We start from the raw sequence: 24,733 nt of genomic DNA, 5'->3' as shown, positions 1-24,733 counted from the left end.
CGGTGCACCTGATCGATACGCATGTCCACCTGGACCTGGACGCGTTCGATCCGGATCGCCCGGCGGTGCTGGACCGCGCCCGCGCCGCCGGGGTTCAGGAACTCGTCCTGCCCGGCGTCACCCGCGCACGCTGGCCGGACCTCGACGCCTTGTACCGCCAGCACGCGGGTCTGCATGTCGCCTACGGCCTGCACCCGATCTTTCTGCAGGCGCATGCGGACGCGGACCTTGACGCCCTGGAGGCCTGGCTGGATACGCACCCGGAGACCATCGCGGTCGGCGAGATCGGGCTCGATGGCTATCAAGAGGGGCTCGACTGGGACCGCCAGTGGCGCTTCTACACGCGGCAGCTGGCCATCGCGCGGGAGCGCGACCTGCCGGTGATCATCCACAGCCGGCGCGCGCTGGACGCAGTGCTGAAAGGCCTGCGCCAGCAGCCCGGCGTGACCGGGATCCTGCATGCCTTTATCGGCTCGCCGCAGCAGGCCCGACAAGCGGCGGATCTCGGCTGCTGTCTGGGCATCGGCGGGCCGGTGACCTACGAACGGGCGAAACGACTGCACCGCGTGGTGCGCGAGGCCCCGCTGGAGGCGCTGGTCGTGGAGACCGATGCCCCGGACCAGCCACTGGCCGGGCACCAGGGCGAGCGCAACGAACCGATGATGACCGCCGAGGTGAACCGCCATCTGGCCCGCCTGCGGGACATCGACCCGGCCGAGATGGCTATAATCACGTCACAAAATGCACGCCGGGTCCTCCGGCTCCCGAACGACCCGGATCCATGAGCACGCCCCACAATCCCTACAGCGAACGCACCGACCTCCTGCTGGGTCCCGACGTCACCGCCGGCCTGCGCGACCGGCATGTATTCATCGCCGGGCTGGGCGGGGTCGGGAGTTTTGCCGCCGAGGCGATCGCACGCGCCGGGGTCGGACGCATGACGCTGGTGGATCACGATGTGGTCGCCGCCTCCAACCTGAACCGCCAGCTGGTCGCACTGCGCTCCACCGTGGACCAGCCCAAGACCGCGGTGATGGAGGCACGCATCCGCGATATCGACCCGGAGATCGAACTGAACATCCAGCGCGAGTTCCTGCGTCCGGACAGCATTGCCGACCTGGTGCCGGAAGACGCCGACTTCGTGCTCGACGCAATCGACTCCATTGCTTGCAAGGCGGCGCTGGTCGCCGGGGCCCAGCGCCGCGGCCAGGCGGTGATCTCGAGCATGGGGGCCGGCGGGCGCATCGACCCCACGGCCGTACGGGTCGGCCCGCTGGAGTCCACCCGCGTCTGCCCGCTGGCGCGGCAGATGCGCAAGAACCTGCGCCGCATGGACGCGCGGCTCGACTACCCCGTGGTGTTCTCGATCGAGCAGCCGCGCAAGGGCACCGAACACCGGCCGGTCGAGGGCGGCCGGCCACGCTCGGTCAACGGCACGATCTCCTACCTGCCCGCGATCTTCGGCCTGACCGCCGCCGGCCACGTGATCCAGACCCTGATCGCCCGCGCCTGACTCGCCCAGCCCCGTCATTGCGAGGCGCAAAGCGCCGCGGCAATCGCCGAGGAGCTCCCCCAGCGGTCCTGCTATTCGTCGAACACGGCCTCGATGCGGGCCTGGATGTGCTGGTCGGCGTCGGGGCCGTACTGCGTGCCGGCCGGGTCGAAGCGGTCGCAGAAGGCGTAGGCGAACTTCAGGTCCTTCACGCCCAGGGCGCCGAACAGGCGCGCCTCGAAGGAATGATCGTCCGGCGTCTGGATCAGCGTGGGCCAGCCATCCGCCCCCGGCGCCAGCGCGGGCCCGAAGAACACGACGCCCGGCAGGTTCTTCAGCCGCAGGGCACAGGTGCCCTCGGTCACCCCGGCCATCGGCAGGAAATCGATGGTGCGCGACAGGCGCTGCTTGCGGTTGAAGGCGATGTCGATCTCGCCGCCGGCCGCACGGATTGCCGGTGCCTCGGCCTCGAACGCCAGGGTCTCCAGCCCAGCCGCCCGCCAGGCATCCAGGTCCTGCGCGCCATGGCGACTGGGCAAAAACAGGTAGGCGGGCTTTGTGATCGCCCGAATCGCCTCCAGCAGGGATTCGGAATACACCGGGGCGTTGACCAGCACGCCCCCCAGCTCGCGGTCGTCGATCAGCCAGACGGTCGGGTCCGAGGCGCCCACGCGGTAGATGCTGCGGTCACGCAATTCGACCAGTGGGGCACTGATCAGCGGTTCACTGCCCATGCGGCTCCTCCGACGGCGATTTCGCGGGACGCGGCTCGATCTCGGCCATAGTGGTCTCGATCCATTCTTCGGCTTCGCTTAGTACCTCGACGGGCTTGCGCCCGGCGGTCTCGACTGGCGGGCCGACCACCACCTCGATGGTGCCGGGGTAGCGCCGGAGGCCCTTTTTCGGCCAGAAGCTCCCGCTGTTCAGCGCCACCGGCAGCACCGGGTATCCGGTGCGTGCCGCCAGTATTGCGCCGCCCTGGCGGTAGCGCCCGTGCTCGCCCGGTGCCACGCGCGTCCCCTCGGGAAAGACGATCACCCAGCGGCCCTGGTCCAGGCGCTGCTGACCCTCCGCGACCAGGTTCTCCAGCGCCTGACGCCCGGCCTCGCGGTCGATCGGGACCGGGTCCAGCATGGACAGGGTCCAGCCGAACAGGGGGATGCGCATCAGCTCGCGCTTGAGCACCCAGGTCTGCATCGGAAAGATCGCCACATAGGCGACCGTCTCCCACGCGGACTGGTGCTTGGAGAGCACCACATGCGGCCGCGAGGGGTCAATGTGCTCGGCACCGCGCACCCGGTAGTCCAGCCCGCAGGTGATGCGCAGCCACCAGACGTTGAAGCGCCCCCACTGGGTCAGGACGCGATAGCGCGCCGGGCGCGAAAGCGGCCAGATCAGCGGCGGGACCAGCAGGCCGAACACCAGCGTGGAGCCGATAAACCCCAGTTGGAACAGGAGGCCTCGGATCAGGGGGAGCATGCGGCGGCGCTATCCCGTGGCCAGGCGGCCGATGTCGGCCACGGTCTCGAACGCGCGGCGCAGTTCGCGCAGCAGCGCCAGGCGGTTGCGCCGCTCGGCGGCATCTTCGGCCATCACCATCACCTGGTCGAAGAAGGTGTCGACACGATCACGCAGGCCCGCCAGCTCGCCCAGTGCGTGCAGGTAGTCGCCATCGGCCACCGCCTGCTCGACGCCGGGACGCACCGCCTGCAGACCCTGGTAGAGCTGGCGCTCCTCGTCCAGCGCCAGGGCGTCGGGGTCGAGGTCGGCCTCGGCCTCCTCGCCGGCCTTGCGCAGCAGGTTGTGGATGCGCTTGTTCGCCGCGGCCAGGGCCTCGGCCTCCGGGCGCTCGCGGAACAGGCTGACCGCGCGCACGCGGCGGACGAAGTCCAGCGGGGTATCGGGCACGACCGCGGCCACCGCCTCGATGGTCTCGTGCGTCTGGCCCTGCTCCAGCAGGTAGCCGCGCAGGCGCTCTAGGATGTACTCGCGCACCGGTTCCACCGCCTGGTCGGCCTCCGGCACCCGTTCGCGGATCGGCTCGGCCGCGGCTTGCAGCAGCGGGGTCAGGGCCAGCGGCAGTTCGCGCTCGACCAGGATGCGCACCAGCCCCAGCGCGGCGCGGCGCAGGGCGAACGGGTCCTTGGTACCGGTGGGCTGCTTGCCGATCGCGAAGATCCCGACCAGCGTATCCAGCCGATCCGCCAGCGCCAGTGCCTGGGCCAGCGGGACATCCGGCAGCTCGGAGCCGGACTGGCGCGGCCAGTAGTGCTGTTCGATCGCGGCCGCGACCGCTTCGTCCTCGCGGTCGTGCAGGGCGTAGTAGCGGCCCATCGTGCCCTGCAGCTCGGTGAACTCGAACACCATCTGAGTCACGAGATCGCACTTGGCCAGGCGCGCGGCGCGCGCGGCCAGCCCGGCATCCAGCCCCATCAGGTCGGCCAGGCGCTGCATCAGGGCCTCCAGGCGCGCGGACTTGTCGCGCAGCGTGCCCAGGCGCTTCTCGAATACGACCGAATCCAGCGCCTCCAGCCGCTCCTCCAGGCGCTTCTTGCGGTCCTGCTGCCAGAAGAACTCGGCATCGGCGAAGCGCGGGCGCAGCACGCGCTCGTTGCCGTCGCGCACCGCGTGCGGGTCGCGCGACTCGATGTTGCTGATCACGATGAAGTGCGGCTGCATGCGCCCGGCCTCGTCGACCACCGGGAAGTATTTCTGGTTGTCCTGCATGGTGGAGATCAGCGCCTCCTGCGGGACATCCAGGAAACGCGGGTCGAAGCCGCCGGTCAGGGCCACCGGCCACTCCACCAGCGCGGCCACCTCGTCCAGCAGGTCGGCATCGACCAGCGCGCGCCCGCCCAGGGCCTTGGCCTGCTCGTGCACCTGGGCCAGGATGTTCTCGCGCCGCGCCTCGAACGACGGCTCGACAAAGCCGGGGCTGCGCAGCCGTTCGGCATAGTCGTTGCCGCGCTTCAGCTCCAGCGCGCCGGGCTGGTGGAAGCGGTGGCCGTGGGTGGCCCGCCCGGCGGCCTGTTCCAGCACCGTCATCTCCAGCACCTCGGTCCCGTGCAGGACCACCAGCCAGTGCGCGGGGCGCACGAATTCGGTGCGGCTGCTGCCCCAGCGCATGCGCTTGGGCGTGGGCAGGGCTTCGAGCGCGGCCTCCAGCATCTCCGGCAGCAGCTCGCCCAGGGCGCGCCCGGGCTGCATCTGGCGGAAGATCAGGTATTCGCCCTTGTCGGTGGTCTCGCGTTCCAGGCGCTCGACCTCCACTCCGCAGGAGCGGGCAAAGCCCAGCACCGCCTTGGTCGGCTCGCCGGCGGCGTCGAAGGCGGCGGCCACGGCCGGGCCGCGGCGCTCCTGGAGCTGGTCCGGCTGGCGCGCGGGCACATCGGGGAACAGCACGGCCAGCCGCCGCGGGGTGGCGAAGGCCTCGGGCGCGCCCGGTTCCAGCCCGGCCTCGCACAGGCGCGTGGCCAGGCCCTCGGCCAGGGCGTCACGCAGGCGCGGCAGGGCGGTGGGGGGCAGCTCCTCGGTGCCCAGTTCGATCAGGAGTTCGCGGGCTTCAGCCATGTCGGGTCCGTGTCGGGTCCATCGCAACCGCGCGCCAGGGCGCGGTCTGGAAATTGGGTTCAGGCGGCGTCGGGCTTGTTCGTATCGTCGTCGGCGCACAGCGGGAAGCCCAGGGCCTCGCGCGACTCGTAGTACTTCTGGGCGACGTGTCGCGACAGCTCGCGCACGCGCAGGATGTAGCGCTGGCGCTCGGTGACCGAGATTGCGCCGCGGGCATCCAGCAGGTTGAAGCTGTGTGACGCGCGCAGCATCTGTTCGTAGGCCGGCAGCGGCAGGCCCAGCTCGATCATGCGATCGCTCTCGTTTGCGTGCTGGTCGAAGGCGGCGAACAGGGCATCGCGATCGGCATGCTCGAAGTTGTAGGTGGACTGCTCCACCTCGTTCTGGTGATAGACGTCGCCATAGGTCACCGGGCGGCCGTCCGGGCCGACGGTCCAGACCAGGTCGAACACGCTCTCCACCCCCTGCAGGTACATCGCCAGGCGCTCCAGCCCGTAGGTGATCTCGCCGGACACCGGGTGGCAGTCCAGCCCGCCCACCTGCTGGAAGTAGGTGAACTGGGTGACCTCCATGCCGTTCAGCCAGACCTCCCAGCCCAGGCCCCAGGCGCCGAGGGTCGGGGACTCCCAGTTGTCCTCGACGAAGCGCACATCATGGGTGAGCGTGTCGAAGCCCAGGGCCTCCAGGGAGCCCAGGTAGAGGTCCTGGATGTCCGGCGGCGACGGCTTCAGCAACACCTGGAACTGGTAGTAGTGCTGCAGGCGGTTGGGATTGTCGCCATAGCGCCCGTCGGTGGGTCGGCGGCTGGGCTGCACATAGGCCGCGCGCCACGGCTCCGGCCCGATCGAACGCAGGAAGGTCGCCGGATGGAAGGTACCGGCCCCCATCTCCATGTCGTAGGGCTGCAGGACCACGCAACCGTGGTCGTTCCAGTAGTCCTGCAACCGGCGGATCAGGTCCTGGAAGGTGGGGCTGCTGCTGGACGGGGTGCGTTCGTGCGCCATGCGGGATCCCGGGTCAGGGCAAAGCGGACAGTATATCGGCCGGGCTCCGGCTGCGGCCACCGCTGAAGGCAGTGCAAGCGTCTTGCATGTGGCGGAGGCACGCCCATACTGAGGGCCTGCCCCTGTTCGGGAGGGATGTCCTGAGCGACCCCCGCGCCAACTCCGAGGCCACGATCTCGCCCGAAAACGGCCGGCGCTACCGTGCCACGCGCCGGGTAACGGTCGTGGGCGCGGTGGTGAATGCCTTTCTTACCCTGGCACAGCTGCTGAGCGGATGGCTGCTGAACTCGCAGGCGCTGATCGCCGACGGCGTGCACACCCTGTCGGACCTGATCACCGATGGTGTGGTGCTGTTCGCCGCTGGCAAGGCCGCGGCCTCGCCCGATCATGACCACCCCTACGGACACGGGCGTATCGAGACCCTGGCCACCGTGGTCGTCGGTGTGTTCCTCGCACTGGCCGGCCTCGGGATCGCCTGGGCCGCCGGACAGCGGCTGATGGATACCAACGCCGCGACCGCGGGGCCGGCACCGGCCGCGCTCGCCTTTGCGGTGCTGACGCTGGTGGCCAAGGAGGGGCTCTATCAGTACACCCACCGTGTGGCGAAACGGATCGGCTCGCGGATGCTGGATGCGAACGCCTGGCATCACCGCACGGATGCGATCTCCTCGCTGTTCGTGCTGGTCGGGGTCGGGGCCGCGGTGGCGGGCTTCCCGTGGGCGGATGCCCTGGCGGCGCTGATCGTTGCCCTGTTCATCCTGCATATCGCCGGGCGCCTGATCGTGCGCAGCGCGGCCGAACTGATTGACACGGCACTGGATCCGGAGGAGGTCGCGCGCATCCACCGCACGATCATGGAAGTGCCCGGGGTGAAGGATGCGCACATGCTGCGCACGCGGCGGCATGGGAGCGACGTGGTCGCCGATGTGCATATCCAGGTCGCCCCGATGATTTCGGTTTCCGAGGGACACCGGATTGCCGATGCGGTGTACGGGGCCGTCACCCAGCGCCACGAGCGGCTGCGCGATTTTACGGTCCATGTAGATCCGGAAAACGACGAAGATCAGGCTCGAAGCTCGAACCTGCCCCTGCGTCCGGAGATCGCCGAAGCGGTGCGCGAGGCCTGGGCCGACACCCCGGAACTGGATCGCCTGGAGCAGCTTTCCATGCACTATCTGAACGGGCGCATCCACCTGACCCTGACGCTGCGCCTTGACGGGGCATGCACGCCCGTGGACCTGAACGCGCGGGGCGAGGGCCTGTCACAGTCGCTGCAGGGCCATCCGCGCCTGAAGGACCGGCTGGGTGAGGTGAAGATCCTCTATCGCCCATGCACCACTGGCGTGCAACAAAAGACTTGATGCACTACTGTGGTGCCGATGGCGCACGGATATTGTGCAGCCCGCCGCGTGGTACGGGCCTGATGAGTCCTGAACGACCGTCACAGGGCCAATCGAACGAACTGGCATGATGCCTGCATAGAACCGATTCAACGCCGGCCGGGCTCGAATCGGCGCGGCGAACCCAAAGACCAAGAGCAAACCTAAGGAGACTCCCATGTCCGCAGCCGACGTGCTGAAGCAGATCCAGGAAAAGGAAGTCCGCTTTGTCGACTTCCGTTTCACCGACTCCAAGGGCAAGGAACAGCATGTAACCGTTCCAGCCCATGACCTCGACGAAGAGTCGTTCGAGGAAGGCAAGATGTTCGACGGGTCGTCGATCTCCGGCTGGAAGGGCATCAACGAGTCCGACATGATCCTGATGCCGGATGCGGAGTCCGCGGTCATCGATCCGTTCTTCGAGGACATGACGATGAACATCCGCTGCGACGTGGTCGAGCCGGCCACCATGCAGGGCTACGACCGCTGCCCGCGCTCCCTGGCGCGTCGTGCCGAGGCCTATCTGCAGAGCACCGGCATCGCCGACACCGCGCTGTTCGGGCCGGAAAACGAATTCTTCGTGTTCGACGACGTGAAATGGGGCTCGGACCTCTCCGGCTCCTACTGCCGCGTGGACTCCTCCGAGGCCTCCTGGAATTCCGAGCGCGTCTACGAAGACGGCAACATCGGGCACCGCCCGGGCGTGAAGGGTGGCTACTTCCCGGTGCCGCCGGTCGACAGCCTGCACGACATCCGCTCGACCATGTGCGAAGTGATGACCGAGATGGGCCTCGTTACCGAGGTGCACCACCACGAGGTGGCCACCGCCGGCCAGTGCGAGATCGGTGTCGGCCCCGCAACGCTGACGCAGAAGGCCGACGAGGTGCAGGTACTGAAGTACGTGGTGCAGAACGTGGCCCACATGCACGGCAAGACCGCGACCTTCATGCCCAAGCCGATCGTCGGCGACAACGGTTCCGGCATGCACGTGCACCAGTCGCTGTCCAAGGACGGCAAGAACCTGTTCTCCGGTGACCTGTACGGCGGCCTGTCCGAGACCGCGCTGTACTACATCGGCGGCATCATCAAGCACGCCCGCTCGCTGAACGCCTTCACCAACCCGTCCACCAACAGCTACAAGCGTCTGGTGCCGGGCTTCGAGGCGCCGGTGATGCTGGCCTACTCCGCGCGCAACCGCTCCGCGTCGCTGCGCATCCCGTTCGTGATGAGCCCGAAGGCCCGCCGCATCGAGCTGCGTTTCCCGGACTCCACCGCCAACCCGTACCTGGCGTTTGCCGCGATGCTGATGGCCGGCCTGGACGGCATCCAGAACAAGATCCACCCGGGCGACGCGATGGACAAGAACCTCTACGACCTGCCGCCGGAAGAGGAAAAGGGCATCCCGCAGGTCTGCCATTCGCTGGACCAGGCGCTGGAAGCCCTGAACCAGGACCGCGAATACCTGACCCAGGGTGGCGTGTTCACCGACGACATGATCGATGCCTACATCGACCTGAAGATGGAAGAAGTCACGCGCATGCGCATGACCACCCATCCGGTCGAATTCGACATGTACTACAGCCTGTAAGGCATCCGCATCCGGCCCCTCGGGGCCAGATGCACCGGCCGCCGCGACCTTCGGGTCCGGCGGCTTTTTTTGTGCTCGGAACCTGGCTCGACCGGGTGTCAGCGATAGGGGTTGGGCTGGCCCTCGGGGGCCGGGTGGAAACGCTTGTAGGCCCAGTTGTACTGCTCGGGGCAGCGCCGGACCAGGGCCTCCACATGGGCGTTGATCGCGGCAGCGGCGCGGGCGAAGTCGCGGTCGGCAACCTCCGGCCCGGCCTCGATCTCGTGATAGCGAAACCCGCGCCCCTTCGGCAGGCGCTCGGCGAACAAGAACACGACATGGTCCTCGCGCCCACGCAGCAGGCGCGGCAGCAGGGTCATGGTCAGCGCCGGGTGGCCGAAGAACGGCGCATGCGTACCCGAGGCGCCCTTCGGGCTCTGATCCGGCAGGATGCCGATGATCTCGCCGCGATCACGTGACTGCTGCAGCACGCGCAGCCCGGAGCGGTCGGCCGGGGCCAGGGTCGCGCCGGTGGAGGCGCGGGCGTCGCGCACCCAGCGGTCGATCTCGGGGGTCTTGAACGGGCTGTACAGGGTGGCCATCGGCCCGTGGCAGGCCGCCTGCAGCCCGGCGAACTCCCAGGAACCCAGATGCGGGGCACACAGGAACAGCGCCCGCCCGCCCTCGCGTTCGCGCAGGCGGGCGTAGCGGGGCGGCTCGACCGCCAGTCGCTCGAGGGTTTGCGGCGTAGCCTGCCAGAGCCAGGGGGACTCGGTCAGTGCCCGGCCCATCGCCATCAGCGATCCACGCCCGACCCGGCGGCGCCAGGCGGTGTCCTTGTCCGGGAAACAGAGTTCGAGGTTGCGGCGGGTGATGCGGGCGGAGCGCGTCGGCCAGTACCAGGCCAGCGCGCCGAGCAACCCGCCCAGCGCATGATTTACGCGCAGAGGGAGGCGGGCGAGCAGGCGCAGACCGCCGGCGATCAACCGGTCACGCAGATGCCGGCGTTCGGCCATGATCGCGGGATTCGGGTGGATCGGCCGGGGTCCGAGGCGGGATGCCGCCCTCGGTCATCAGCGGCTTCAGGGTTGTGCGCAGGTTGCGGAACAACCGCGGGTGCTGGGCCTCCTCCTGCGCGAGCAGCTGCTTCATGTGTTCGCGCTGGGTGGGCATCGCGAAGCAGGCCGGGCAGTTGTCCAGGATCACCGGCAGCCCGGCGGCCTCGGCGAAATCGCGGGTCTGGCGTTCGCGCACATAGACCAGCGGGCGGATCACCCGCAGGTCGCCTGCGTCGATCGCGTAGTGGGCCTTCATCGTACGCAGCTGGCCACCGTGGAAGGCACTCATCATGAAGCTCTCGGCCAGGTCATCCAGGTGCTGGCCCAGCGCCAGCACGTTGTAGCCGTGTTCGCGCGCGGTGCGATACATCAGGCCGCGTTTCATTCGCGAGCAGAAGGAGCAGAACGAGTCGTTGTCCATGTGCTCGCCGGCCAGCTCCGCGATTGGCTCGGAGACGAAGTGATACGGGATGCCGTAACCACCGAGATAGTCCATCAGCCGCTGTGGCTCGAAGCCCTCGATCTCCGGATTGATCGTGACCGCGCCGACCTCGAAGCGCACGGGCGCCCGCCGCGCCAGGCCATGCAGCAGCCACAGCAACGTCAGCGAATCCTTGCCACCGGACAGCCCGACCAGGATCCGGTCGCCCTCGCGGATCATGTCGAAGTCCGCGATGGCGCGGCCGGCCAGGCGGCGGATGGAGGTGGGGACGGCGGGCGTTTCCATGGCCCGCAACATAGGGCGGCGAGGCCCGCTTCGCAAGCGCCGCCATACCCGCAGCGGTTGCCGGATGGCGCCCATTGTCGGTGCATCCATGCGCCGTTATGCACCCGGTGGAGGCAAGAAGCCCCGGCGCCCAGCGCCGGACGCGGGCCACACGCATGGCACCGCGCTTGCATACGGGTTGGACAGGCGCTTCAACGGTGGGGGACCGGTATGCACGATCGCAAGAGCTTGAGCCTGGCCGCCGAGCTGCGCCGGAACCTGCGCGCAGAGTTCCCGGCGGTGGCGCGGCTGTCGGTCACCAACCCCGACTTCATGGAGGCCATCCTGGACTACGCCTCACGCTCGCAGTCGAGCGCCGCCCAGGCCGCCGCGCTTTCGCTGCGCAGCGAATTGCAGCGTTCGGGGCACCTGGCACCGCCGGAAGCTGGGCCGGACTCGTCGGAACGCCACGTGGAGCCGCAACGGCGCCGGGTCTATCGGGGGCAGATCATCGACGAATAGACGGACTGCGGACTTTCCCTGCGCGAACGTTTTGGCGACACTCGGGGCCCGCAATCTAGGAAACACTGACTCAATGGACACCCTTTACCCGGAGATCGAACCGCACAGCACAGGAAGGCTCGCGGTCGGTGACGGCCACGAGCTCTACTTTGAAGAATGCGGCACACCCGACGGGATCCCGGTCGTGTTTCTGCATGGCGGGCCGGGCTCGGGCTGCGAGCCGTGGCATCGGCGCTTCTACGACCCGCAGCGCTACCGCATCGTGCTGTTCGACCAGCGCGGCTGCGGGCGCTCGACGCCTCACGCGAGTCTGGAGGCCAACACCACCTGGCATGCAGTGGCCGATATCGAGCGCCTGCGCGAGCACCTGGGCATCGAGCGCTGGGCGGTGTTCGGTGGTTCCTGGGGCTCGACGCTGGGGCTGGCCTACGCACAGACCCATCCCGATCGCGTGCTGGGACTGATCCTGCGCGGGGTATTCCTGTGCCGGCCGCGGGACATCCAGTGGTTCTACCAGTCGGGGGCCGACCGCCTGTTTCCCGAGGCCTGGGCGCACTACCTACGGCCGATTCCAGCGGAGGAGCGCGACGACCTGGTCGGGGCCTACTACCGTCGGCTGACCGACCCGGATCCGGAGATCCGGCACACCGCGGCTCGCGCCTGGTCAGGCTGGGAAGGACACACCTCCTGCCTGATCCCGAACGATGACGTGATCGCGCATTTCGACGATCCGGAGGTGGCCGTAAGCCTGGCGCGGCTGGAGTGCCACTACTTCATGCACGACACCTTCCTGGAACCGGACCAGCTGCTGCGGGACGCACCACGCCTGCGCGACATACCGGGCTGGATCGTGCACGGACGCTACGACGTGGTGTGTCCGGTGGAGCAGGCGGTGGAACTGCATCGGGTCTGGCCGCAGGCGCGCATGGCGATCATCGCGGACGCCGGGCACTCGGCGGCCGAGCCAGGCATCGTGCGCAAGCTGATCGCGGCGACCGACACCCTGGCCGATGATCTCGAGGGGCAGGTCTCGGGCGGGACCGGGGCTGCCTCGACGTGATCGCGCTGATCCAGCGGGTGACCGAGGCCGCGGTGAACATCGGCGGCGAGCGCGCCGGTGCGATCGGGCCAGGGCTGCTGGCGCTGGTCGCGGTGCAGCCCGATGACAGCGAAGCGGCGGCCAGGCGGCTGCTGGAGCGGCTGCTCGGCTACCGCGTATTCGCGGATGCCGAAGGCCGCATGAACCTGAGCCTTCAGGATACCGGCGGGGGGCTCTTGCTAGTGCCGCAGTTCACGCTGGCCGCGGATACGCGCAAGGGGATGCGCCCAAGCTTTACCAGCGCCGCGAGCCCGGAGCACGGCCAGGCGCTGTTCGACTATCTGGCGAAGCAGGCGCAGGCATCGCATCCGCAAGTCGCTAGCGGGCGCTTTGGCGCGGACATGCAGGTCAGCCTGGTGAACGACGGCCCAGTGACGTTCTGGCTGGAGACGCGCGGCTGAGGAGGCCTGACCGAGGGCCCAAACAAAAGACCCGGCGCAAAGGCCGGGTCCTCGACATCACCAGTCTGGAGACCGGATCAGGCGGCGCGACGCAGGAACGGACGCTGGCCGGACTGCACGGCACGACGGATGAAGTCGGCGCGGCCGGCATCGCGACCATTCAGGTTGTCGGCGCACTGGGACGGCTCGTAGGCAGCCGCGGACAGCATCACCTCGAGCTCGCAGAGGTCGACCTTGGGCTCGGTCAGCTCTTCGGGGGTCACGTTCAGCTTGCGGCCGACGTTCCAGAACATGCGCGGGTTCCAGAGCTTGGTCTGGATACGCGGGGACTGAAACAGGGTGACGCAGCGGTTGTTGAGCTCTTGCTGATCCATGGGATACTCCTGATCGTACGGTTATTCGAGCGCGCCCGAATCTAGCCGACCCGCCCGGCGAATACAAGCGTTTCCTGATAGAAACTCCGGGAGTACCGCGTGCAAGGGGCTATTCCACGGTCACCGATTTCGCCAGATTGCGCGGCTGATCAACGTCCGTGCCCTTGAGCACCGCCGTATGGTAGGCCAGCAACTGCAACGGCACGGTCAGCAGGATCGGCGCCAGCCAGGGGCTCAGCGGCTCGCTCTGCGGCAGGCCGATCCAGATGTCCTCCGGGGCCAGGGTACGCGCCGCACTGGACTCGCCAATCACGATCAGCTGCCCGCCCCGGGCGCGCACCTCCTGGAGGTTGCTGGAGAGTTTCTCCAGCTGCGCGTCGTCGGGGGCCACGGCGACTACCGGCATCTCGGTGTCCACGAGCGCGAGCGGTCCGTGCTTCAGTTCGCCCGAGGGATACGCCTCGGCATGGATGTAGGAGATCTCCTTCAGCTTGAGCGCGCCCTCCAGGGCGATCGGGAAGTGCGCCCCGCGCCCGAGGAACAGGGCGTGGTGCCGCTCCATCAGATCCTCGGCGACGCGCGCAATCGGGTTGTCCAGGGCCAGGATGCGCGCCACCTGATCGGGGAGGCTGCGCAGGGCCGTCACCGCAGCGACGCGTTCCTCGGCGGTCATACGGGCGGCCGTAGCGGTCTGGCCCAGCAGGAGTACGAGGGTGGCGAGGGCGGCCAGCTGGGTCGTGAACGCCTTGGTCGAGGCGACGCCGATCTCGGGTCCGGCATGGGTCATCAGGACCAGATCGGCAGCCCGCGCCATGGTGCTCTCGGGGACATTGCAAATGGCCAGACGGGCCAGGAACGGCTCGTCCTGGGACTGGCGCAGCACCGCGAGGGTATCGGCGGTCTCCCCCGACTGGGAGATCACCACCAGCAGCGTGGCCGGGGCCAGCACGTGACGGCGATACCGGTATTCGCTTGCCACATCGACGCGGGCGGGCAGGCCCAGGTGCTCCTCGATCCAGTGGGCGGCCACCATTCCGGCGTGATAGCTGGTGCCGCATGCCACGATTTGCACGGCGCTGACCTCGGCCAGGCGCTCGCTGGTACCGGGCCCGAGGATGTTTTCCAGGACGGCGTCCTCGCCCAGACGGCCGGACAGGGTCTCCGCCAGTGCGTGCGGTTGCTCGTAGATCTCCTTCAGCATGAAGTGGCGATACTCGCCACGATCGGCAACGCTTGCCTGGCAGCGGGTCTCGCGGACACTGCGCTCGACCGCCTGGCCGTGCAGGTCCTGGACCTCCACGCCCTTGCGCGTCAGGCGGGCGATATCCCCGTCCTCGAGGTCGACGAATCGCTGGGTCACCGGCAGCAGGGCCTGGACGTCCGAGGCGGCAAAGAACTCGCCGATTCCGAGCCCGAGGATCAGGGGGCTTCCGAAACGCGCGACGATCAGCTCGTCGGGATAGTCGGCAAAGACCGCCGCGATGGCATAGGCCCCTTCAAGGTCGGCACAGGCGCGGCGCATGGACTCGAGGGGCGAGGCCCCGTCGACCAGGGCCTGCTCGATCCGGTGGGCAATGACCTCGCTGTCGGTTGCCGACACGCAGTGCCAGCCGGCAGCGGCCAGGTCGTCTCGCAGCCGGGCATGGTTTTCGATAATGCCGTTATGGACAATCGCGACCCGGCCGTCACGGGAACGGTGGGGGTGGGCATTCACCTCGGTGGGCGGCCCGTGGGTCGCCCAGCGCGTATGGGCAATCCCCACCGGCCCTTGCAGGCCGATCGTGTCGATCTGTTCCTCCAGGGTGGCGACCTTGCCGACCGCACGGACGTCGCGTAACGCGCGGTTCTCGATGACCGCTACACCGGCGGAGTCGTACCCGCGGTATTCCAGTCGATGCAGACCCTCGACGAAGATCGGGACCAGGTTGCGCTCACCAATACCTGCCAGCAGACCGCACATGCAAACTCCTTATGTCGAGTCGGACTTTTGTGTCTAGTCGGACTTCTTCTTGGGGCGCGGCCAGTCCTGGATAACGCGCGGGCGTGCACGGGTCAGCGCCAGCGCACGCGGGTCGACATCGTCGGACAAGGTCGAGCCCGCCCCCACCGTCGCGTCATCGCCGATGCGGATGGGCGCCACCAGGGCCGTGTTGGAGCCGATGAACGCTCGCTCGCCGATCTCGGTGCGATGCTTGTTGGCACCATCATAGTTGCAGGTAATCGTCCCTGCGCCCAGATTGGCGCCGGCCCCGACGCTGGCATCCCCGACGTAGGTCAGGTGGTTCGCCTTCGCGCCCGGACCCAGCGTGGCGTTCTTGATCTCGACAAAGTTGCCGACGCGGGCACCGGGGCCGAGCTCGGTCCCCGGGCGCAGCCGGGCGAACGGCCCAACATTGGCCCCCTCGCCGATCCTTACACCTTCCAGGACACTGTGTGCCGCAACCTGCGTGCCGGATCCAATCTCGCAATCGCGCAACACGCAGCCGGGGCCAATATAGACATCGTCCGCCAGCGTCACCGTGCCCTCGATCACGACGTTCACGTCGATCGAACAGTCGTGTCCGAATTTCAGGACGCCGCGCACATCCAGGCGGGCGGGGTCCGCCACTGCGAGACCATCCCGCATCATCCGGGAGCACTGCTCCGCCTGGTGCAGGCGCTCCTGGACGGCCAGCTGCTCGCGGTCGTTCACACCCAGCACGGCGACGGGATCGGAACTGCGCACGACATCGATCACCCGTCCTTGACCTCGTGCCACGGCCACAATGTCGGTCAGATACCACTCGCGCGGCCCTGCCGGATCGGGCTCGCAGGAAGCTAGCCAACCACGCAAGTCCCCGGCCGGTGCGGCGAGCACGCCGGTATTGATCAGGTCGACCGCACGTTCCCCGCTGGTGGCCTCCTTGTGCTCGACGATCCGCTCCAGCTGGCCCGCGGCATCGAGGATCAGGCGACCGTATCCGGTTGGGTCGGGAACCTGAGCGGCCAGGACGGTTACGCCAGTGCCGCGAGCACAGGCCTCCAGGTCCGCGACCGGGATCCGCGGGACGTCCCCATAGGTCACCAGGACACGCGCATGGTCTGGGATGTGCTGCAGGGCCTGATAAACCGCATGCCCGGTCCCCCGCGGCTCGCCCTGGTCGATCCAGTCAAGTGCGGGGACGTGCTCGGCAAATGCGGCTCGCACACGTTCCTGTTCGTGGCTGACCACGACGTGGAGCGCGTCGGCTTCCAGCGGCGCCACGCGTTGGAGGACATGGTCCAGCAGGGGGCGTCCGGCTAGAGATTGCAGGACCTTGGGGAGGCGCGACCGCATGCGCGTCCCCTTGCCGGCCGCGAGGACCGCGATATGAAGGGGTGTCGTCTCAGACATGGGTGCAATCATAAAGGGCCAACCGAATCGGTTGGCCCTTGGGGTCGGTCATTCGTCGCAGTTTGCCGGATTATTTCCGGCGCAACTTCTGGATCATCTGCAGGCGGGCGGCGGCCTCCACGAGTTCCGCCTGCGCCTTGGCGTAGTCGAAATCGGCCTTGGAGTTCTCCAGGGCCTCCTCCGCACGTTTCTTCGCCTCCAGCGCCTCGGCCTCGTCGAGATCCTTGGCCCGCACCGCCGTATCCGCCAGGACCGTCACATGATACGGCTGGACCTCGAGGATACCGCCCGAGACGAACACCGGCTGCGGATCGGCGCCTTCCTTTTCCAGGATGCGCAGCTCGCCCGGGTTCAGGCGCGCCAGCATCTGGGTGTGGCCCGCATAGACACCGACCTCGCCACCCTCGGCCGGGGCCGCGATCATCAGCGCGGTCCCGGAGTAGATGGACTCCTCGGCACTGACCACATCCACGTGCATCGTCATGGGCATGTTGCTCACTCCTTAGCCGAGCTTCTCGGCCTTCTCGACGGCTTCCTCGATGGTGCCGACCATGTAGAAGGCCTGTTCGGGCAGATGGTCATACTCGCCAGCCACTATGGCCTTGAACGCGCGGATGGTGTCCTTCAGAGACACGTACTTGCCCGGCGCCCCGGTGAACACCTCGGCCACGAAGAACGGCTGCGACAGGTAGCGCTGGATCTTTCGCGCACGGGCCACGACCAGCTTGTCGTCTTCCGACAGCTCGTCCATGCCGAGGATCGCGATGATGTCCTTCAGCTCCTTGTAACGCTGCAGAGTGTTCTGCACCGCACGGGCGGTGTCGTAGTGTTCCTGCCCGATGATCTGCGGGTCCAGCTGGCGCGAGGTCGAGTCCAGCGGATCCACGGCCGGGTAGATGCCCAGCTCGGCGATCTGGCGCGAGAGCACGACGGTCGCATCCAGGTGCGCAAAGGTCGTGGCCGGCGACGGGTCGGTCAAGTCATCCGCCGGCACGTAGACCGCCTGGATGGAGGTGATCGAGCCCTTCTTGGTCGAGGTGATGCGCTCCTGCAGCACACCCATCTCTTCCGCCAGGGTCGGCTGGTAGCCCACCGCGGACGGCATACGCCCCAGCAGCGCGGAGACCTCGGTCCCGGCCAGGGTGTAACGGTAGATGTTGTCGATGAACATCAGCACGTCGCGGCCTTCGTCACGGAAGAACTCGGCCATCGTCAGGCCGGTCAGCGCGACACGCAGGCGGTTACCCGGCGGCTCGTTCATCTGGCCGTAGACCAGGGCCACCTTGTCGAGGACGTTGGAGTCCTTCATCTCGTGGTAGAAGTCGTTCCCTTCACGGGTACGCTCGCCCACACCGGCGAACACGGAGTAACCGGAATGCTCGATCGCGATGTTGCGGATCAGCTCCATCATGTTCACGGTCTTGCCCACGCCGGCACCGCCGAACAGGCCGACCTTGCCACCCTTCGCGAACGGGCACAGGAGATCGATCACCTTGATTCCGGTTTCCAGCAGCTCGGTGGAGCCCGCCTGCTCGTCGAAGGTCGGGGCGGCACGGTGGATCGACCAGGTTTCCTGGGCCTCCACGTCGCCGGCGTTGTCCACCGGGCGGCCGAGCACGTCCATCACGCGGCCCAGGGTCCCCTTGCCGACCGGCACGGAGATCGGCTTGCCGGTCGCGGTGACCGGGGTCTGACGCTTCACACCCTCTGTGGTCCCCATGGCGATCGTGCGCACGACGCCGTCACCCAGCTGCTGCTGGACTTCCAGGGTCAGGCCGTTTTCCAGGGTCAGGGCGTCGTAGACCTTGGGCACTTCGCCGTGGGGGAACTCCACGTCCACGACGGCGCCGATGATTTCGACAATTTTTCCGGAACTCATTTGTTCATCCTCGTAAGTCGTAATTCGTGCCGAGCCGATCGATTCGTGCCGGCGGGCGCTAGACCGCAGCCGCGCCGCTGACGATCTCGGAGATCTCCTGGGTGATCGCGGCCTGGCGCGCCTTGTTGTAGACGAGCTGCAGGTCCTTGATCATCGTGCCGGCGTTGTCGGAGGCCGACTTCATCGCGACCATGCGCGCGGCCATTTCGCAGGCCACGTTCTCGACCACCGCCTGGTAGATCAGCGACTCGACATAGCGCTCGAGCAGGGTATCCATCACCGGAACCGTATCGGGCTCGTAGATGTAGTCCCAGTGATGCTTCAGAGACTCGTCCTTGCTCGGCGCGGTCGGCAGAAGCTGGGTCGCCTCCGGCTGCTGGGTCATCGTGTTGACGAACTTGTTCTCCAGCAGCACGACGCGGTCGACCTTGCCATCGCGGAAGTTGTCCAGCACCACCTTGATGGAGCCAATCAGGTCCGTGATGTGCGGGCGATCACCCAGATCGCGCGCCTCGGCCACGATGTTGCCACCCAGGCGCTTGAAGAACTGCAGCGCCTTGTTGCCGACGACGCACAGGTCCACCTCGACGCCCTCTTCGCGGTAACGCCGCATCTCGCCGACGGCCTTCTTGAACAGGTTGGTGTTCAACCCGCCGCATAGGCCACGATCGGTCGAGACGATGATCAGCGCCACACGCTTCACTTCGCGCTCGACCATGAACGGATGCTTGTACTCCGCGTTGGCCATCGCGACGTGACCGATCACGTCGTGGATCTTCTGGGCGTAAGGCCGGGACTCTTCCATGCGGTCCTGGGCCTTGCGCATCTTGGACGCTGCGACCATCTCCATGGCCTTGGTGATCTTCTGAGTATTCTGGATACTCTTGATCTGCGTCCGGATCTCCTTAGTGCCCGCCATTGCGTGCTCCCGTTACCAGCTGTGCTTGGCCTTGAACTCTTCCAGGGCCTTCTTCAGCTTTTCCTGGATGGAGTCGTTGTAGTCGCCAGAGCTGTTGATTTCGTCCAGGAGCTCCTTCTGCGAGGAACGCGCGTAGGCCATCAGTTCCTTTTCGAAGCTCACGACCTTGTCCGCCTCGACGTCATCGAGGTAGCCCTCGTTGGCGGCGTACAGCGAGAACGCCATCTCGCCGATGGACATCGGCTGGTACTGGCCCTGCTTCATCAGTTCGGTGACGCGCTTGCCGCGGTCAAGCTGCTTGCGGGTCAGCTCGTCGAGATCGGAGGCGAACTGCGAGAACGCCGCCAGTTCACGGTACTGCGCCAGCGCCAGACGCACACCACCACCAAGCTTCTTGATGATCTTGGTCTGCGCGGCCCCACCGACTCGGGAGACCGACAGACCAGCGTTGATCGCCGGGCGGATGCCCGAGTTGAACAGGTCGGTCTCGAGGAAGATCTGGCCGTCGGTGATCGAGATCACGTTGGTCGGCACGAACGCGGACACGTCGCCCGCCTGGGTCTCGATGATCGGCAGCGCGGTCAGCGAGCCGGTCTGGCCCTTCACTTCGCCGTTGGTCATCTGCTCGACGTAGTCGGCGTTCACGCGGGAGGCGCGCTCCAGCAGGCGCGAGTGCAGATAGAAGACGTCACCCGGATAGGCTTCGCGGCCCGGCGGACGACGCAGTAGCAGCGACACCTGACGATAGGCCCAGGCCTGCTTGGTCAGATCGTCGTAGACGATCAGGGCGTCTTCACCACGATCGCGGAAGTACTCGCCCATCGCGCAGCCGGCGTACGGGGCGATGAACTGCATCGCGGCCGACTCGGAGGCGTTGGCGGCCACAATGATGGTGTTATCCATCGCACCGGCCTCTTCCAGCTTGGCCACCACAGAGGCAACCGACGAGGCCTTCTGACCCACGGCGACGTAGATACACTTAACGCCGGAGTCCTTCTGGTTGATGATCGCGTCGATCGCCACCGCGGTCTTACCGGTCTGGCGGTCACCGATGATCAGCTCGCGCTGGCCACGGCCCACGGGGACCATCGCGTCGATCGCCTTGATGCCGGACTGCAGCGGCTGGTCAACCGACTGCCGGTCGATAACACCGGGGGCAATCTTCTCGATCGGGCTGGAGACTCCGGTTTCCACCGGACCCTTGCCGTCGATCGGGCGGCCGAGGGAGTCGACCACGCGGCCCAGCAGGCCCTCGCCCACCGGCACCTCAAGGATGCGACCGGTGCACTTGGCGGTATCGCCTTCTTTAATGTGCTTGTAGTCACCCAGGATCACGACGCCGACAGAGTCACGCTCGAGGTTGAGCGCCATGCCGAAGGTGTCGCCGGGGAACTCGATCATTTCGCCCTGCATGACATCGCCAAGGCCGTGCACGCGAGCGATACCGTCGGTCAGGCTGACCACGGAGCCCTCGTTGGCGGCCTCGGAGGAGGCATCGAATTTCTCGATGCGCTGTTTGATCAGATCACTGATCTCGGAGGGATTCAGTTGCATGTTAAATATCCTCTTAGCGACTCAAATTGGCAGCCAGGCGGTTCAGCTGGCCTCGCACGGAGCCGTCGATTACCAGGTCGCCGGCGCGGATGATGGCCCCGCCGAGCAGGGAGCTGTCGACTGAACACTCGAGATCGACTTCGCAGCCCAGGCCTTTGGCCAGGGCATCGTGGATCTCTTTCTCCTGCGCCTGCGTGAGCTTGCGGAAGGCGATTACGTCGGCGTGGACGCGCTTTTCGGCCTCGGCCTTCATCGCGGAGAACGCGTCGTAGACGGCGGGCAGCGCGGGCAGGCGACCATTTTCGGCCAGCAGCCGAACCAGGTTGCCGGCCTCGGGGCCGACCTTGTCGCCGGCCACGTCCAGCACGAGCTGCGCGCGATCGGCACGCGGGAGCCGCGGGTTGGAGAGGAGACTGTGCATCTGCGAGTCGGCGGCGATGGCCGCCAGCAACTCGAGCTGCTCGGCCCAGCCAGCGAGATCGTTTTTCTCCTGGGCCCGCTCGAAAGCGGCGCGGGCGTAGGGTCGGGCGACCGAAATCAGGTCTGACATAACGTCTCCTTAGAGCTTGGCCGCGAGCTTCTTCAGCAGATCGCCGTGGGCCTTGGCATCGATCTCCTTGGCCAGGATCTGCTCGGCACCGGCAACCGCCAGCTGGGAGACCTGCTTGCGCAGTTCTTCCTTCGCACGGTTGATCTCCTGCTCAATCTCGGAGTGCGCCTGTTCCTTGATACGCTCGCCTTCCTCGCGCGCGGTGGTCTTGCTTTCCTCGACCAGCTCTGTCGCACGCTTCTGCGCAGAGGCCATGATCTCGTTGGCCTGCTGCTTGGCCTCCTTGATCACCGCGGTCGCGCGCTCCTGGGCGAGCTCCTGTTCCTTTTCGCCACGCTCGGCGGCGGCCAGGCCGTCCGCAATCTTCTTGCGGCGCTCTTCCAGGGCGGCGGACATGGGCGGCCAAACGTAGCGCATCGTGAACCACACGAATACGGCAAACGCCAGGAGCTGGCCGATGATGGTCAGATTGATATTCATCCTGCTACCTCAGGTTGACGAGTGGAGGGGACCTCGGGACTCGCTCAGCCTTGTTAACCCAGGGCGAACAGAACGTACAGGCCGATACCCACGCCGATCATCGGCACGGCGTCGGTCAGACCCATCACGATAAAGAACTGAGTACGCAGCATCGGGATCAGTTCCGGCTGACGCGCGGCGCCTTCCAGGAAGCGACCACCCAGGGTACCCACGCCGATGGCGGCGCCGACAGCGGCCAGACCCAGAAGCAGAGAGCCAGCCAGGACGATCAGAGCGTTAGCCATTTCCATTTTTGTATCTCCAGTCGAGTGTTGAAACGGTCAGTTTGAAGGTGAATCGAATCAGTGGTCTTCGCTGTACGCCATGTCCAGATAGACGACGGTCAGCACCATGAAGATGAAGGCCTGCAGCGGCACCACGAGAATGTGGAAGATCGCCCAGCCGACATGCAGCACACCACCGGCCAGACCCAGGATCAGGCCCGCGGAGTACATAACGCCGATCAGGATGAAGATCATCTCCGCCGCGTACAGGTTGCCGAACAGTCGCAGGGCGAGCGATGCGGGCTTGGCCAGCAGGTTGATGAACTCCAGCGCGAAGTTGATCACCCAGAAGATCGGCTTCAGGAACACGATGTTGGTCTGGAACGGGATGCCCGTCAGTTCCTTGATAAAGCCCACCGGGCCCTTGATCTTCAGCGAGTAGTAGATGATCAGGACGAACACGCCCAGCGCCAGACCCGCGGTCACGTTGATGTCCGTGGTCGGCACGATCTTGAAGTAGGGGATACCCAGCAGATAGGCGATGTGCGGCAGCAGATCCACCGGCACCAGGTCCATCAGGTTGAGCAGGAAGATCCAGACAAAGATGGTCAGCGCGAGTGGCGCGACCATGTCGTTCTTGTGCTTGAACGAGCCACGGACGTTGTCGTTAACAAAGTCCATCGTCATTTCGACAAAGTTCTGCCAGCCACCCGGGACGCCAGCGGTGACCTTCTTGGCGGCAGCGCGAAACGTGAGGATAAACAGGAGGCCAAGACCAATCGACCACAGCATGGAGTCGACATGGATCGCCCAGAAGCCCATTTCGGCGGCCTGGGTGCTGGTCGTGGCGAAGCTCAACCCGTTCTCGGGGTGGAGCCCAAAGGTGAGGTTCGTGAGATGGTGAGCAATGTGCTCTTCCATCGTGGGCAGTTCGCTTTCTGAAGCCATGCAGTTATCTCGTCATTGCTTGATCAGAAACCCGGTGCAGCCACCAGAGCGGGGCCAGATGCACCAGGAGGAAGATGCCGAACAAAGCCAGCAAGTTCGGCTCGTCCAGGTAAGCGAACGCCACCCCGAATGCCACCGCGATGATTACGAGTCGTCCCAGCTCGGCGCCCATCATTCGCGCCGTGAGCGAGCCCACCTGATCAGAGCGATAGGCTCGAAACACAACGACCGCGGCCACGGCATTGCCGAGGGTCGCGGTCAAGCCGCCGACCATGGCCGAGATCGCCACGATCGGGGGGAACAGGGCCAGTAGTAGGCCCGACAGTATCAGCGTTAGGGCGAGCTGCAGACCGATCGATTGTAAGGCGTGTCTGAAGCGTCGCGGTGTCATTCAGCGGATGGGCACACCCACCCCTCTCCCAAAAAGTGCGCGCATTATAAGAGCACCCTTCTATTAGGTCAAACCGTTATGGGGTGGCCAAAGGGGCGTGGGGAGAGGCTTTGGGCGAGGCAGACGGGCTTTTTAATGGATGTGTTCGAGGATGCCGTCGAGCTCGTCGAGGCTGTTGTATTCGATGACCAGTCGGCCCTTGCCCTGGCGGTTGTAGCGGACCTGGACGGGGGCCCCGAGGCGATCAGACAGGCGGCTTTCGAGTTGCCGGACCTCTGGCGAGGGGCCGGCCTCCTTGCGCGGCTCCGGCTGCGCCGAGAGGACCTTCTTGACCAGTTGCTCGGTGGCGCGGACGGTCATGTCACGCTTGACGACCGTCGCGGCAACCCCCGGCTGGTCGTCCAGCGGCAGGGCCAGCAGAGAGCGGGCATGGCCCATCTCCAGCCGGCCCTCGTTCACATGTTCCTTGACCACGTCGTGCAACTCCAGCAGACGCAGCAGGTTGGTGACGGAGGTGCGCGAACGGCCGACCGCATCCGCCGCCGCCTGATGGGTCATCTCGAATTCGTCGATCAGGCGCCGGATGGCCTGCGCCTCTTCCAGCGGGTTCAGGTCCTCGCGCTGGATGTTCTCGATCAGCGACATCGCGGCCGCGGCCTGATCGGGGATGTCGCGCACCACCGCCGGCACGCTCTCCAGCCCCGCAATTTGGGCGGCTCGCCAGCGGCGTTCGCCAGCAATCAGTTCGAAGCCGCCCTCGACCCGGCGCACGACAACCGGCTGAACAATGCCCTGGGCACGAATCGACTCGGCCAGCTCCGCGAGCGCGGGCTCGGACATGTGCACGCGCGGCTGATACTGACCGCGGCGGATCTGTTCGATCGGCAGCTGCGCCAGGGAGTCACTCTCGTTGCCGCCGCTTTGTGCCCCCGACAGGAGGGCATCGAGCCCGCGGCCCAGTCCACGTTTTGCCATCGTTTCAGTCCTGCTCGTCTAGGGAAACACTGATTAATGCACGCGCTCGCGCTCGAGTCGCTTTTGCGTGCGAACAAGGCGCGGTGACTGCCGTGCAGTCATTCTGCACAAGGGAGCCGCAACGCCGTGCGCGCGCAAAAGCGGCCGAGCCCCTTCGGGGTTGGCACCCCAGGTTCCCCGATCCTGCGTTGCGCCGCTTGCGGGTAGAACCACTACCCGCTGCACGACG

The 24,733-nt window shown here is 66.6% G+C and carries 26 protein-coding genes; 7 read left to right on the top strand and 19 right to left on the bottom strand.

The genetic code is table 11. The features are described from left to right. Positions 1-2 precede the first annotated feature (2 nt). Together F791_RS0105795 and F791_RS0105790 are read left to right on the top strand one after the other, a co-directional pair. Entirely contained in the window at positions 3-785 is a 783-nt protein-coding gene (locus F791_RS0105795) for a TatD family hydrolase (protein WP_018175060.1), read from the top strand. Continuing rightward, positions 782-1,513 carry a ThiF family adenylyltransferase gene (locus F791_RS0105790; RefSeq protein ID WP_018139720.1) on the top strand — a complete coding sequence of 244 codons (732 nt, stop codon included), beginning with the start codon at positions 782-784 and terminating at the stop codon, positions 1,511-1,513. The genes F791_RS0105795 and F791_RS0105790 overlap by 4 nt, the downstream gene beginning before the upstream one ends. A gap of 71 nt (positions 1,514-1,584) precedes the next feature. Here F791_RS0105790 and F791_RS0105785 read toward each other — a convergent pair whose 3' ends face one another. The 4 genes from F791_RS0105785 to glyQ are packed head-to-tail and all read right to left on the bottom strand — an operon-like array spanning position 1,585 to position 6,066. Next, positions 1,585-2,226 carry a hypothetical protein gene (locus F791_RS0105785; protein ID WP_019592301.1) on the bottom strand — a complete coding sequence of 214 codons (642 nt, stop codon included), beginning with the start codon at positions 2,224-2,226 and terminating at the stop codon, positions 1,585-1,587. Next, complete coding sequence (locus tag F791_RS0105780; protein WP_018175061.1) at positions 2,216-2,971, bottom strand: 1-acyl-sn-glycerol-3-phosphate acyltransferase; 756 nt, start codon at positions 2,969-2,971, stop codon at positions 2,216-2,218. The genes F791_RS0105785 and F791_RS0105780 overlap by 11 nt, the downstream gene beginning before the upstream one ends. A 9-nt stretch (positions 2,972-2,980) precedes the next feature. After that, positions 2,981-5,062: a glycine--tRNA ligase subunit beta gene (gene glyS / locus F791_RS0105775; protein ID WP_019592300.1), complete on the bottom strand. Its 2,082-nt coding sequence runs from the start codon at positions 5,060-5,062 to the stop codon at positions 2,981-2,983. Positions 5,063-5,121: 59 nt separating this feature from the next. Then, on the bottom strand, positions 5,122-6,066 hold the full coding sequence (gene glyQ / locus F791_RS0105770) for a glycine--tRNA ligase subunit alpha (RefSeq protein WP_019592299.1): 945 nt from the start codon (positions 6,064-6,066) through the stop codon (positions 5,122-5,124). 86 nt (positions 6,067-6,152) lie between these two features. Between glyQ and F791_RS0105765 the strand changes: the two genes are divergently transcribed. Both F791_RS0105765 and glnA read left to right on the top strand, forming a co-directional pair. Next, on the top strand, positions 6,153-7,427 hold the full coding sequence (locus tag F791_RS0105765) for a cation diffusion facilitator family transporter (RefSeq protein WP_019592298.1): 1,275 nt from the start codon (positions 6,153-6,155) through the stop codon (positions 7,425-7,427). A 196-nt stretch (positions 7,428-7,623) separates the two neighbouring features. After that, positions 7,624-9,033 (top strand): glutamate--ammonia ligase, encoded by a 1,410-nt coding sequence (gene glnA / locus F791_RS0105760; protein ID WP_018139726.1) that lies wholly within the window; start codon positions 7,624-7,626, stop codon positions 9,031-9,033. A 98-nt stretch (positions 9,034-9,131) separates the two neighbouring features. Here glnA and F791_RS0105755 read toward each other — a convergent pair whose 3' ends face one another. Both F791_RS0105755 and F791_RS0105750 read right to left on the bottom strand, forming a co-directional pair. Continuing rightward, on the bottom strand, positions 9,132-10,028 hold the full coding sequence (locus tag F791_RS0105755; protein ID WP_018139727.1) for a lysophospholipid acyltransferase family protein: 897 nt from the start codon (positions 10,026-10,028) through the stop codon (positions 9,132-9,134). Beyond that, positions 10,003-10,797, bottom strand: a complete 795-nt coding sequence (locus F791_RS0105750; RefSeq protein ID WP_020146083.1) for a tRNA 2-thiocytidine(32) synthetase TtcA — start codon at positions 10,795-10,797, stop codon at positions 10,003-10,005. The genes F791_RS0105755 and F791_RS0105750 overlap by 26 nt, the downstream gene beginning before the upstream one ends. A gap of 210 nt (positions 10,798-11,007) precedes the next feature. Here F791_RS0105750 and F791_RS0105745 point away from each other — a divergent pair, with 210 nt between their 5' ends. The 3 genes from F791_RS0105745 (at position 11,008) to dtd (ending at position 12,798) form a co-directional block, all read left to right on the top strand. Next, positions 11,008-11,298 (top strand): hypothetical protein, encoded by a 291-nt coding sequence (locus F791_RS0105745; protein ID WP_018139729.1) that lies wholly within the window; start codon positions 11,008-11,010, stop codon positions 11,296-11,298. 73 nt (positions 11,299-11,371) lie between these two features. Beyond that, positions 11,372-12,358: a prolyl aminopeptidase gene (gene pip / locus F791_RS0105740; protein ID WP_018139730.1), complete on the top strand. Its 987-nt coding sequence runs from the start codon at positions 11,372-11,374 to the stop codon at positions 12,356-12,358. Beyond that, positions 12,355-12,798: a D-aminoacyl-tRNA deacylase gene (dtd, locus tag F791_RS0105735; RefSeq protein WP_018994438.1), complete on the top strand. Its 444-nt coding sequence runs from the start codon at positions 12,355-12,357 to the stop codon at positions 12,796-12,798. Before pip ends, dtd begins: the two co-directional genes overlap by 4 nt. Before the next feature lie 77 nt (positions 12,799-12,875). Here dtd and F791_RS0105730 read toward each other — a convergent pair whose 3' ends face one another. The 13 genes from F791_RS0105730 to F791_RS0105670 form a co-directional block, all read right to left on the bottom strand. After that, positions 12,876-13,172 (bottom strand): hypothetical protein, encoded by a 297-nt coding sequence (locus F791_RS0105730; RefSeq protein WP_018139732.1) that lies wholly within the window; start codon positions 13,170-13,172, stop codon positions 12,876-12,878. Between the two features lie 109 nt (positions 13,173-13,281). Next, positions 13,282-15,132, bottom strand: coding sequence for a glutamine--fructose-6-phosphate transaminase (isomerizing) (gene glmS / locus F791_RS0105725; RefSeq protein ID WP_019592297.1), 1,851 nt, complete (start codon positions 15,130-15,132; stop codon positions 13,282-13,284). Between the two features lie 33 nt (positions 15,133-15,165). Then, positions 15,166-16,545 carry a bifunctional UDP-N-acetylglucosamine diphosphorylase/glucosamine-1-phosphate N-acetyltransferase GlmU gene (gene glmU, locus F791_RS0105720; protein ID WP_081622275.1) on the bottom strand — a complete coding sequence of 460 codons (1,380 nt, stop codon included), beginning with the start codon at positions 16,543-16,545 and terminating at the stop codon, positions 15,166-15,168. Between the two features lie 70 nt (positions 16,546-16,615). Beyond that, on the bottom strand, positions 16,616-17,035 hold the full coding sequence (locus F791_RS0105715) for a F0F1 ATP synthase subunit epsilon (RefSeq protein WP_018139735.1): 420 nt from the start codon (positions 17,033-17,035) through the stop codon (positions 16,616-16,618). A gap of 12 nt (positions 17,036-17,047) precedes the next feature. Then, positions 17,048-18,424 (bottom strand): F0F1 ATP synthase subunit beta, encoded by a 1,377-nt coding sequence (atpD, locus tag F791_RS0105710; protein ID WP_012983948.1) that lies wholly within the window; start codon positions 18,422-18,424, stop codon positions 17,048-17,050. 58 nt (positions 18,425-18,482) lie between these two features. Then, positions 18,483-19,343, bottom strand: coding sequence for a F0F1 ATP synthase subunit gamma (gene atpG, locus F791_RS0105705; protein WP_018139736.1), 861 nt, complete (start codon positions 19,341-19,343; stop codon positions 18,483-18,485). A gap of 12 nt (positions 19,344-19,355) precedes the next feature. Then, on the bottom strand, positions 19,356-20,897 hold the full coding sequence (atpA, locus tag F791_RS0105700) for a F0F1 ATP synthase subunit alpha (protein WP_018139737.1): 1,542 nt from the start codon (positions 20,895-20,897) through the stop codon (positions 19,356-19,358). Between the two features lie 13 nt (positions 20,898-20,910). Beyond that, positions 20,911-21,447 carry a F0F1 ATP synthase subunit delta gene (locus F791_RS0105695; RefSeq protein WP_012983951.1) on the bottom strand — a complete coding sequence of 179 codons (537 nt, stop codon included), beginning with the start codon at positions 21,445-21,447 and terminating at the stop codon, positions 20,911-20,913. A gap of 9 nt (positions 21,448-21,456) precedes the next feature. Beyond that, the gene (locus F791_RS0105690) at positions 21,457-21,927 is read right to left on the bottom strand and encodes a F0F1 ATP synthase subunit B (protein ID WP_012983952.1); all 471 of its coding nucleotides are present in this window, start codon (positions 21,925-21,927) and stop codon (positions 21,457-21,459) included. A 53-nt stretch (positions 21,928-21,980) separates the two neighbouring features. Beyond that, positions 21,981-22,217: a F0F1 ATP synthase subunit C gene (atpE, locus tag F791_RS0105685; protein ID WP_012983953.1), complete on the bottom strand. Its 237-nt coding sequence runs from the start codon at positions 22,215-22,217 to the stop codon at positions 21,981-21,983. A 51-nt stretch (positions 22,218-22,268) separates the two neighbouring features. After that, positions 22,269-23,111 carry a F0F1 ATP synthase subunit A gene (atpB, locus tag F791_RS0105680; protein WP_018139738.1) on the bottom strand — a complete coding sequence of 281 codons (843 nt, stop codon included), beginning with the start codon at positions 23,109-23,111 and terminating at the stop codon, positions 22,269-22,271. A gap of 31 nt (positions 23,112-23,142) precedes the next feature. After that, positions 23,143-23,529 (bottom strand): ATP synthase subunit I, encoded by a 387-nt coding sequence (locus F791_RS0105675; RefSeq protein WP_012983955.1) that lies wholly within the window; start codon positions 23,527-23,529, stop codon positions 23,143-23,145. A 132-nt stretch (positions 23,530-23,661) separates the two neighbouring features. After that, positions 23,662-24,504, bottom strand: a complete 843-nt coding sequence (locus tag F791_RS0105670) for a ParB/RepB/Spo0J family partition protein (RefSeq protein ID WP_019592296.1) — start codon at positions 24,502-24,504, stop codon at positions 23,662-23,664. Positions 24,505-24,733 lie beyond the last annotated feature (229 nt).

This window comes from Thioalkalivibrio sp. ALRh (assembly GCF_000381425.1).
Classification (GTDB): domain Bacteria; phylum Pseudomonadota; class Gammaproteobacteria; order Ectothiorhodospirales; family Ectothiorhodospiraceae; genus Thioalkalivibrio.
Note: the sequence above shows the minus strand (reverse complement) of the source record. Positions and strands in the feature narration are given on the sequence as shown.

Excerpts from the sequence above, each read along its gene's own strand:
- F791_RS0105790 (WP_018139720.1), top strand. The coding sequence starts at position 782 with ATGAGCACGCCCCACAATCCCTACAGCGAACGCACCGACCTCCTGCTG.
- F791_RS0105785 (WP_019592301.1), bottom strand. The coding sequence starts at position 2,226 with ATGGGCAGTGAACCGCTGATCAGTGCCCCACTGGTCGAATTGCGTGAC.
- F791_RS0105780 (WP_018175061.1), bottom strand. The coding sequence starts at position 2,971 with ATGCTCCCCCTGATCCGAGGCCTCCTGTTCCAACTGGGGTTTATCGGC.
- glyS (WP_019592300.1), bottom strand. The coding sequence starts at position 5,062 with ATGGCTGAAGCCCGCGAACTCCTGATCGAACTGGGCACCGAGGAGCTG.
- glyQ (WP_019592299.1), bottom strand. The coding sequence starts at position 6,066 with ATGGCGCACGAACGCACCCCGTCCAGCAGCAGCCCCACCTTCCAGGAC.
- F791_RS0105765 (WP_019592298.1), top strand. The coding sequence starts at position 6,153 with ATGTGGCGGAGGCACGCCCATACTGAGGGCCTGCCCCTGTTCGGGAGG.
- glnA (WP_018139726.1), top strand. The coding sequence starts at position 7,624 with ATGTCCGCAGCCGACGTGCTGAAGCAGATCCAGGAAAAGGAAGTCCGC.
- F791_RS0105755 (WP_018139727.1), bottom strand. The coding sequence starts at position 10,028 with ATGGCCGAACGCCGGCATCTGCGTGACCGGTTGATCGCCGGCGGTCTG.
- F791_RS0105750 (WP_020146083.1), bottom strand. The coding sequence starts at position 10,797 with ATGGAAACGCCCGCCGTCCCCACCTCCATCCGCCGCCTGGCCGGCCGC.
- F791_RS0105745 (WP_018139729.1), top strand. The coding sequence starts at position 11,008 with ATGCACGATCGCAAGAGCTTGAGCCTGGCCGCCGAGCTGCGCCGGAAC.
- pip (WP_018139730.1), top strand. The coding sequence starts at position 11,372 with ATGGACACCCTTTACCCGGAGATCGAACCGCACAGCACAGGAAGGCTC.
- F791_RS0105730 (WP_018139732.1), bottom strand. The coding sequence starts at position 13,172 with ATGGATCAGCAAGAGCTCAACAACCGCTGCGTCACCCTGTTTCAGTCC.
- glmS (WP_019592297.1), bottom strand. The coding sequence starts at position 15,132 with ATGTGCGGTCTGCTGGCAGGTATTGGTGAGCGCAACCTGGTCCCGATC.
- glmU (WP_081622275.1), bottom strand. The coding sequence starts at position 16,545 with ATGTCTGAGACGACACCCCTTCATATCGCGGTCCTCGCGGCCGGCAAG.
- F791_RS0105715 (WP_018139735.1), bottom strand. The coding sequence starts at position 17,035 with ATGCCCATGACGATGCACGTGGATGTGGTCAGTGCCGAGGAGTCCATC.
- atpD (WP_012983948.1), bottom strand. The coding sequence starts at position 18,424 with ATGAGTTCCGGAAAAATTGTCGAAATCATCGGCGCCGTCGTGGACGTG.
- atpG (WP_018139736.1), bottom strand. The coding sequence starts at position 19,343 with ATGGCGGGCACTAAGGAGATCCGGACGCAGATCAAGAGTATCCAGAAT.
- atpA (WP_018139737.1), bottom strand. The coding sequence starts at position 20,897 with ATGCAACTGAATCCCTCCGAGATCAGTGATCTGATCAAACAGCGCATC.
- F791_RS0105695 (WP_012983951.1), bottom strand. The coding sequence starts at position 21,447 with ATGTCAGACCTGATTTCGGTCGCCCGACCCTACGCCCGCGCCGCTTTC.
- F791_RS0105690 (WP_012983952.1), bottom strand. The coding sequence starts at position 21,927 with ATGAATATCAATCTGACCATCATCGGCCAGCTCCTGGCGTTTGCCGTA.
- atpE (WP_012983953.1), bottom strand. The coding sequence starts at position 22,217 with ATGGAAATGGCTAACGCTCTGATCGTCCTGGCTGGCTCTCTGCTTCTG.
- atpB (WP_018139738.1), bottom strand. The coding sequence starts at position 23,111 with ATGGAAGAGCACATTGCTCACCATCTCACGAACCTCACCTTTGGGCTC.
- F791_RS0105675 (WP_012983955.1), bottom strand. The coding sequence starts at position 23,529 with ATGACACCGCGACGCTTCAGACACGCCTTACAATCGATCGGTCTGCAG.
- F791_RS0105670 (WP_019592296.1), bottom strand. The coding sequence starts at position 24,504 with ATGGCAAAACGTGGACTGGGCCGCGGGCTCGATGCCCTCCTGTCGGGG.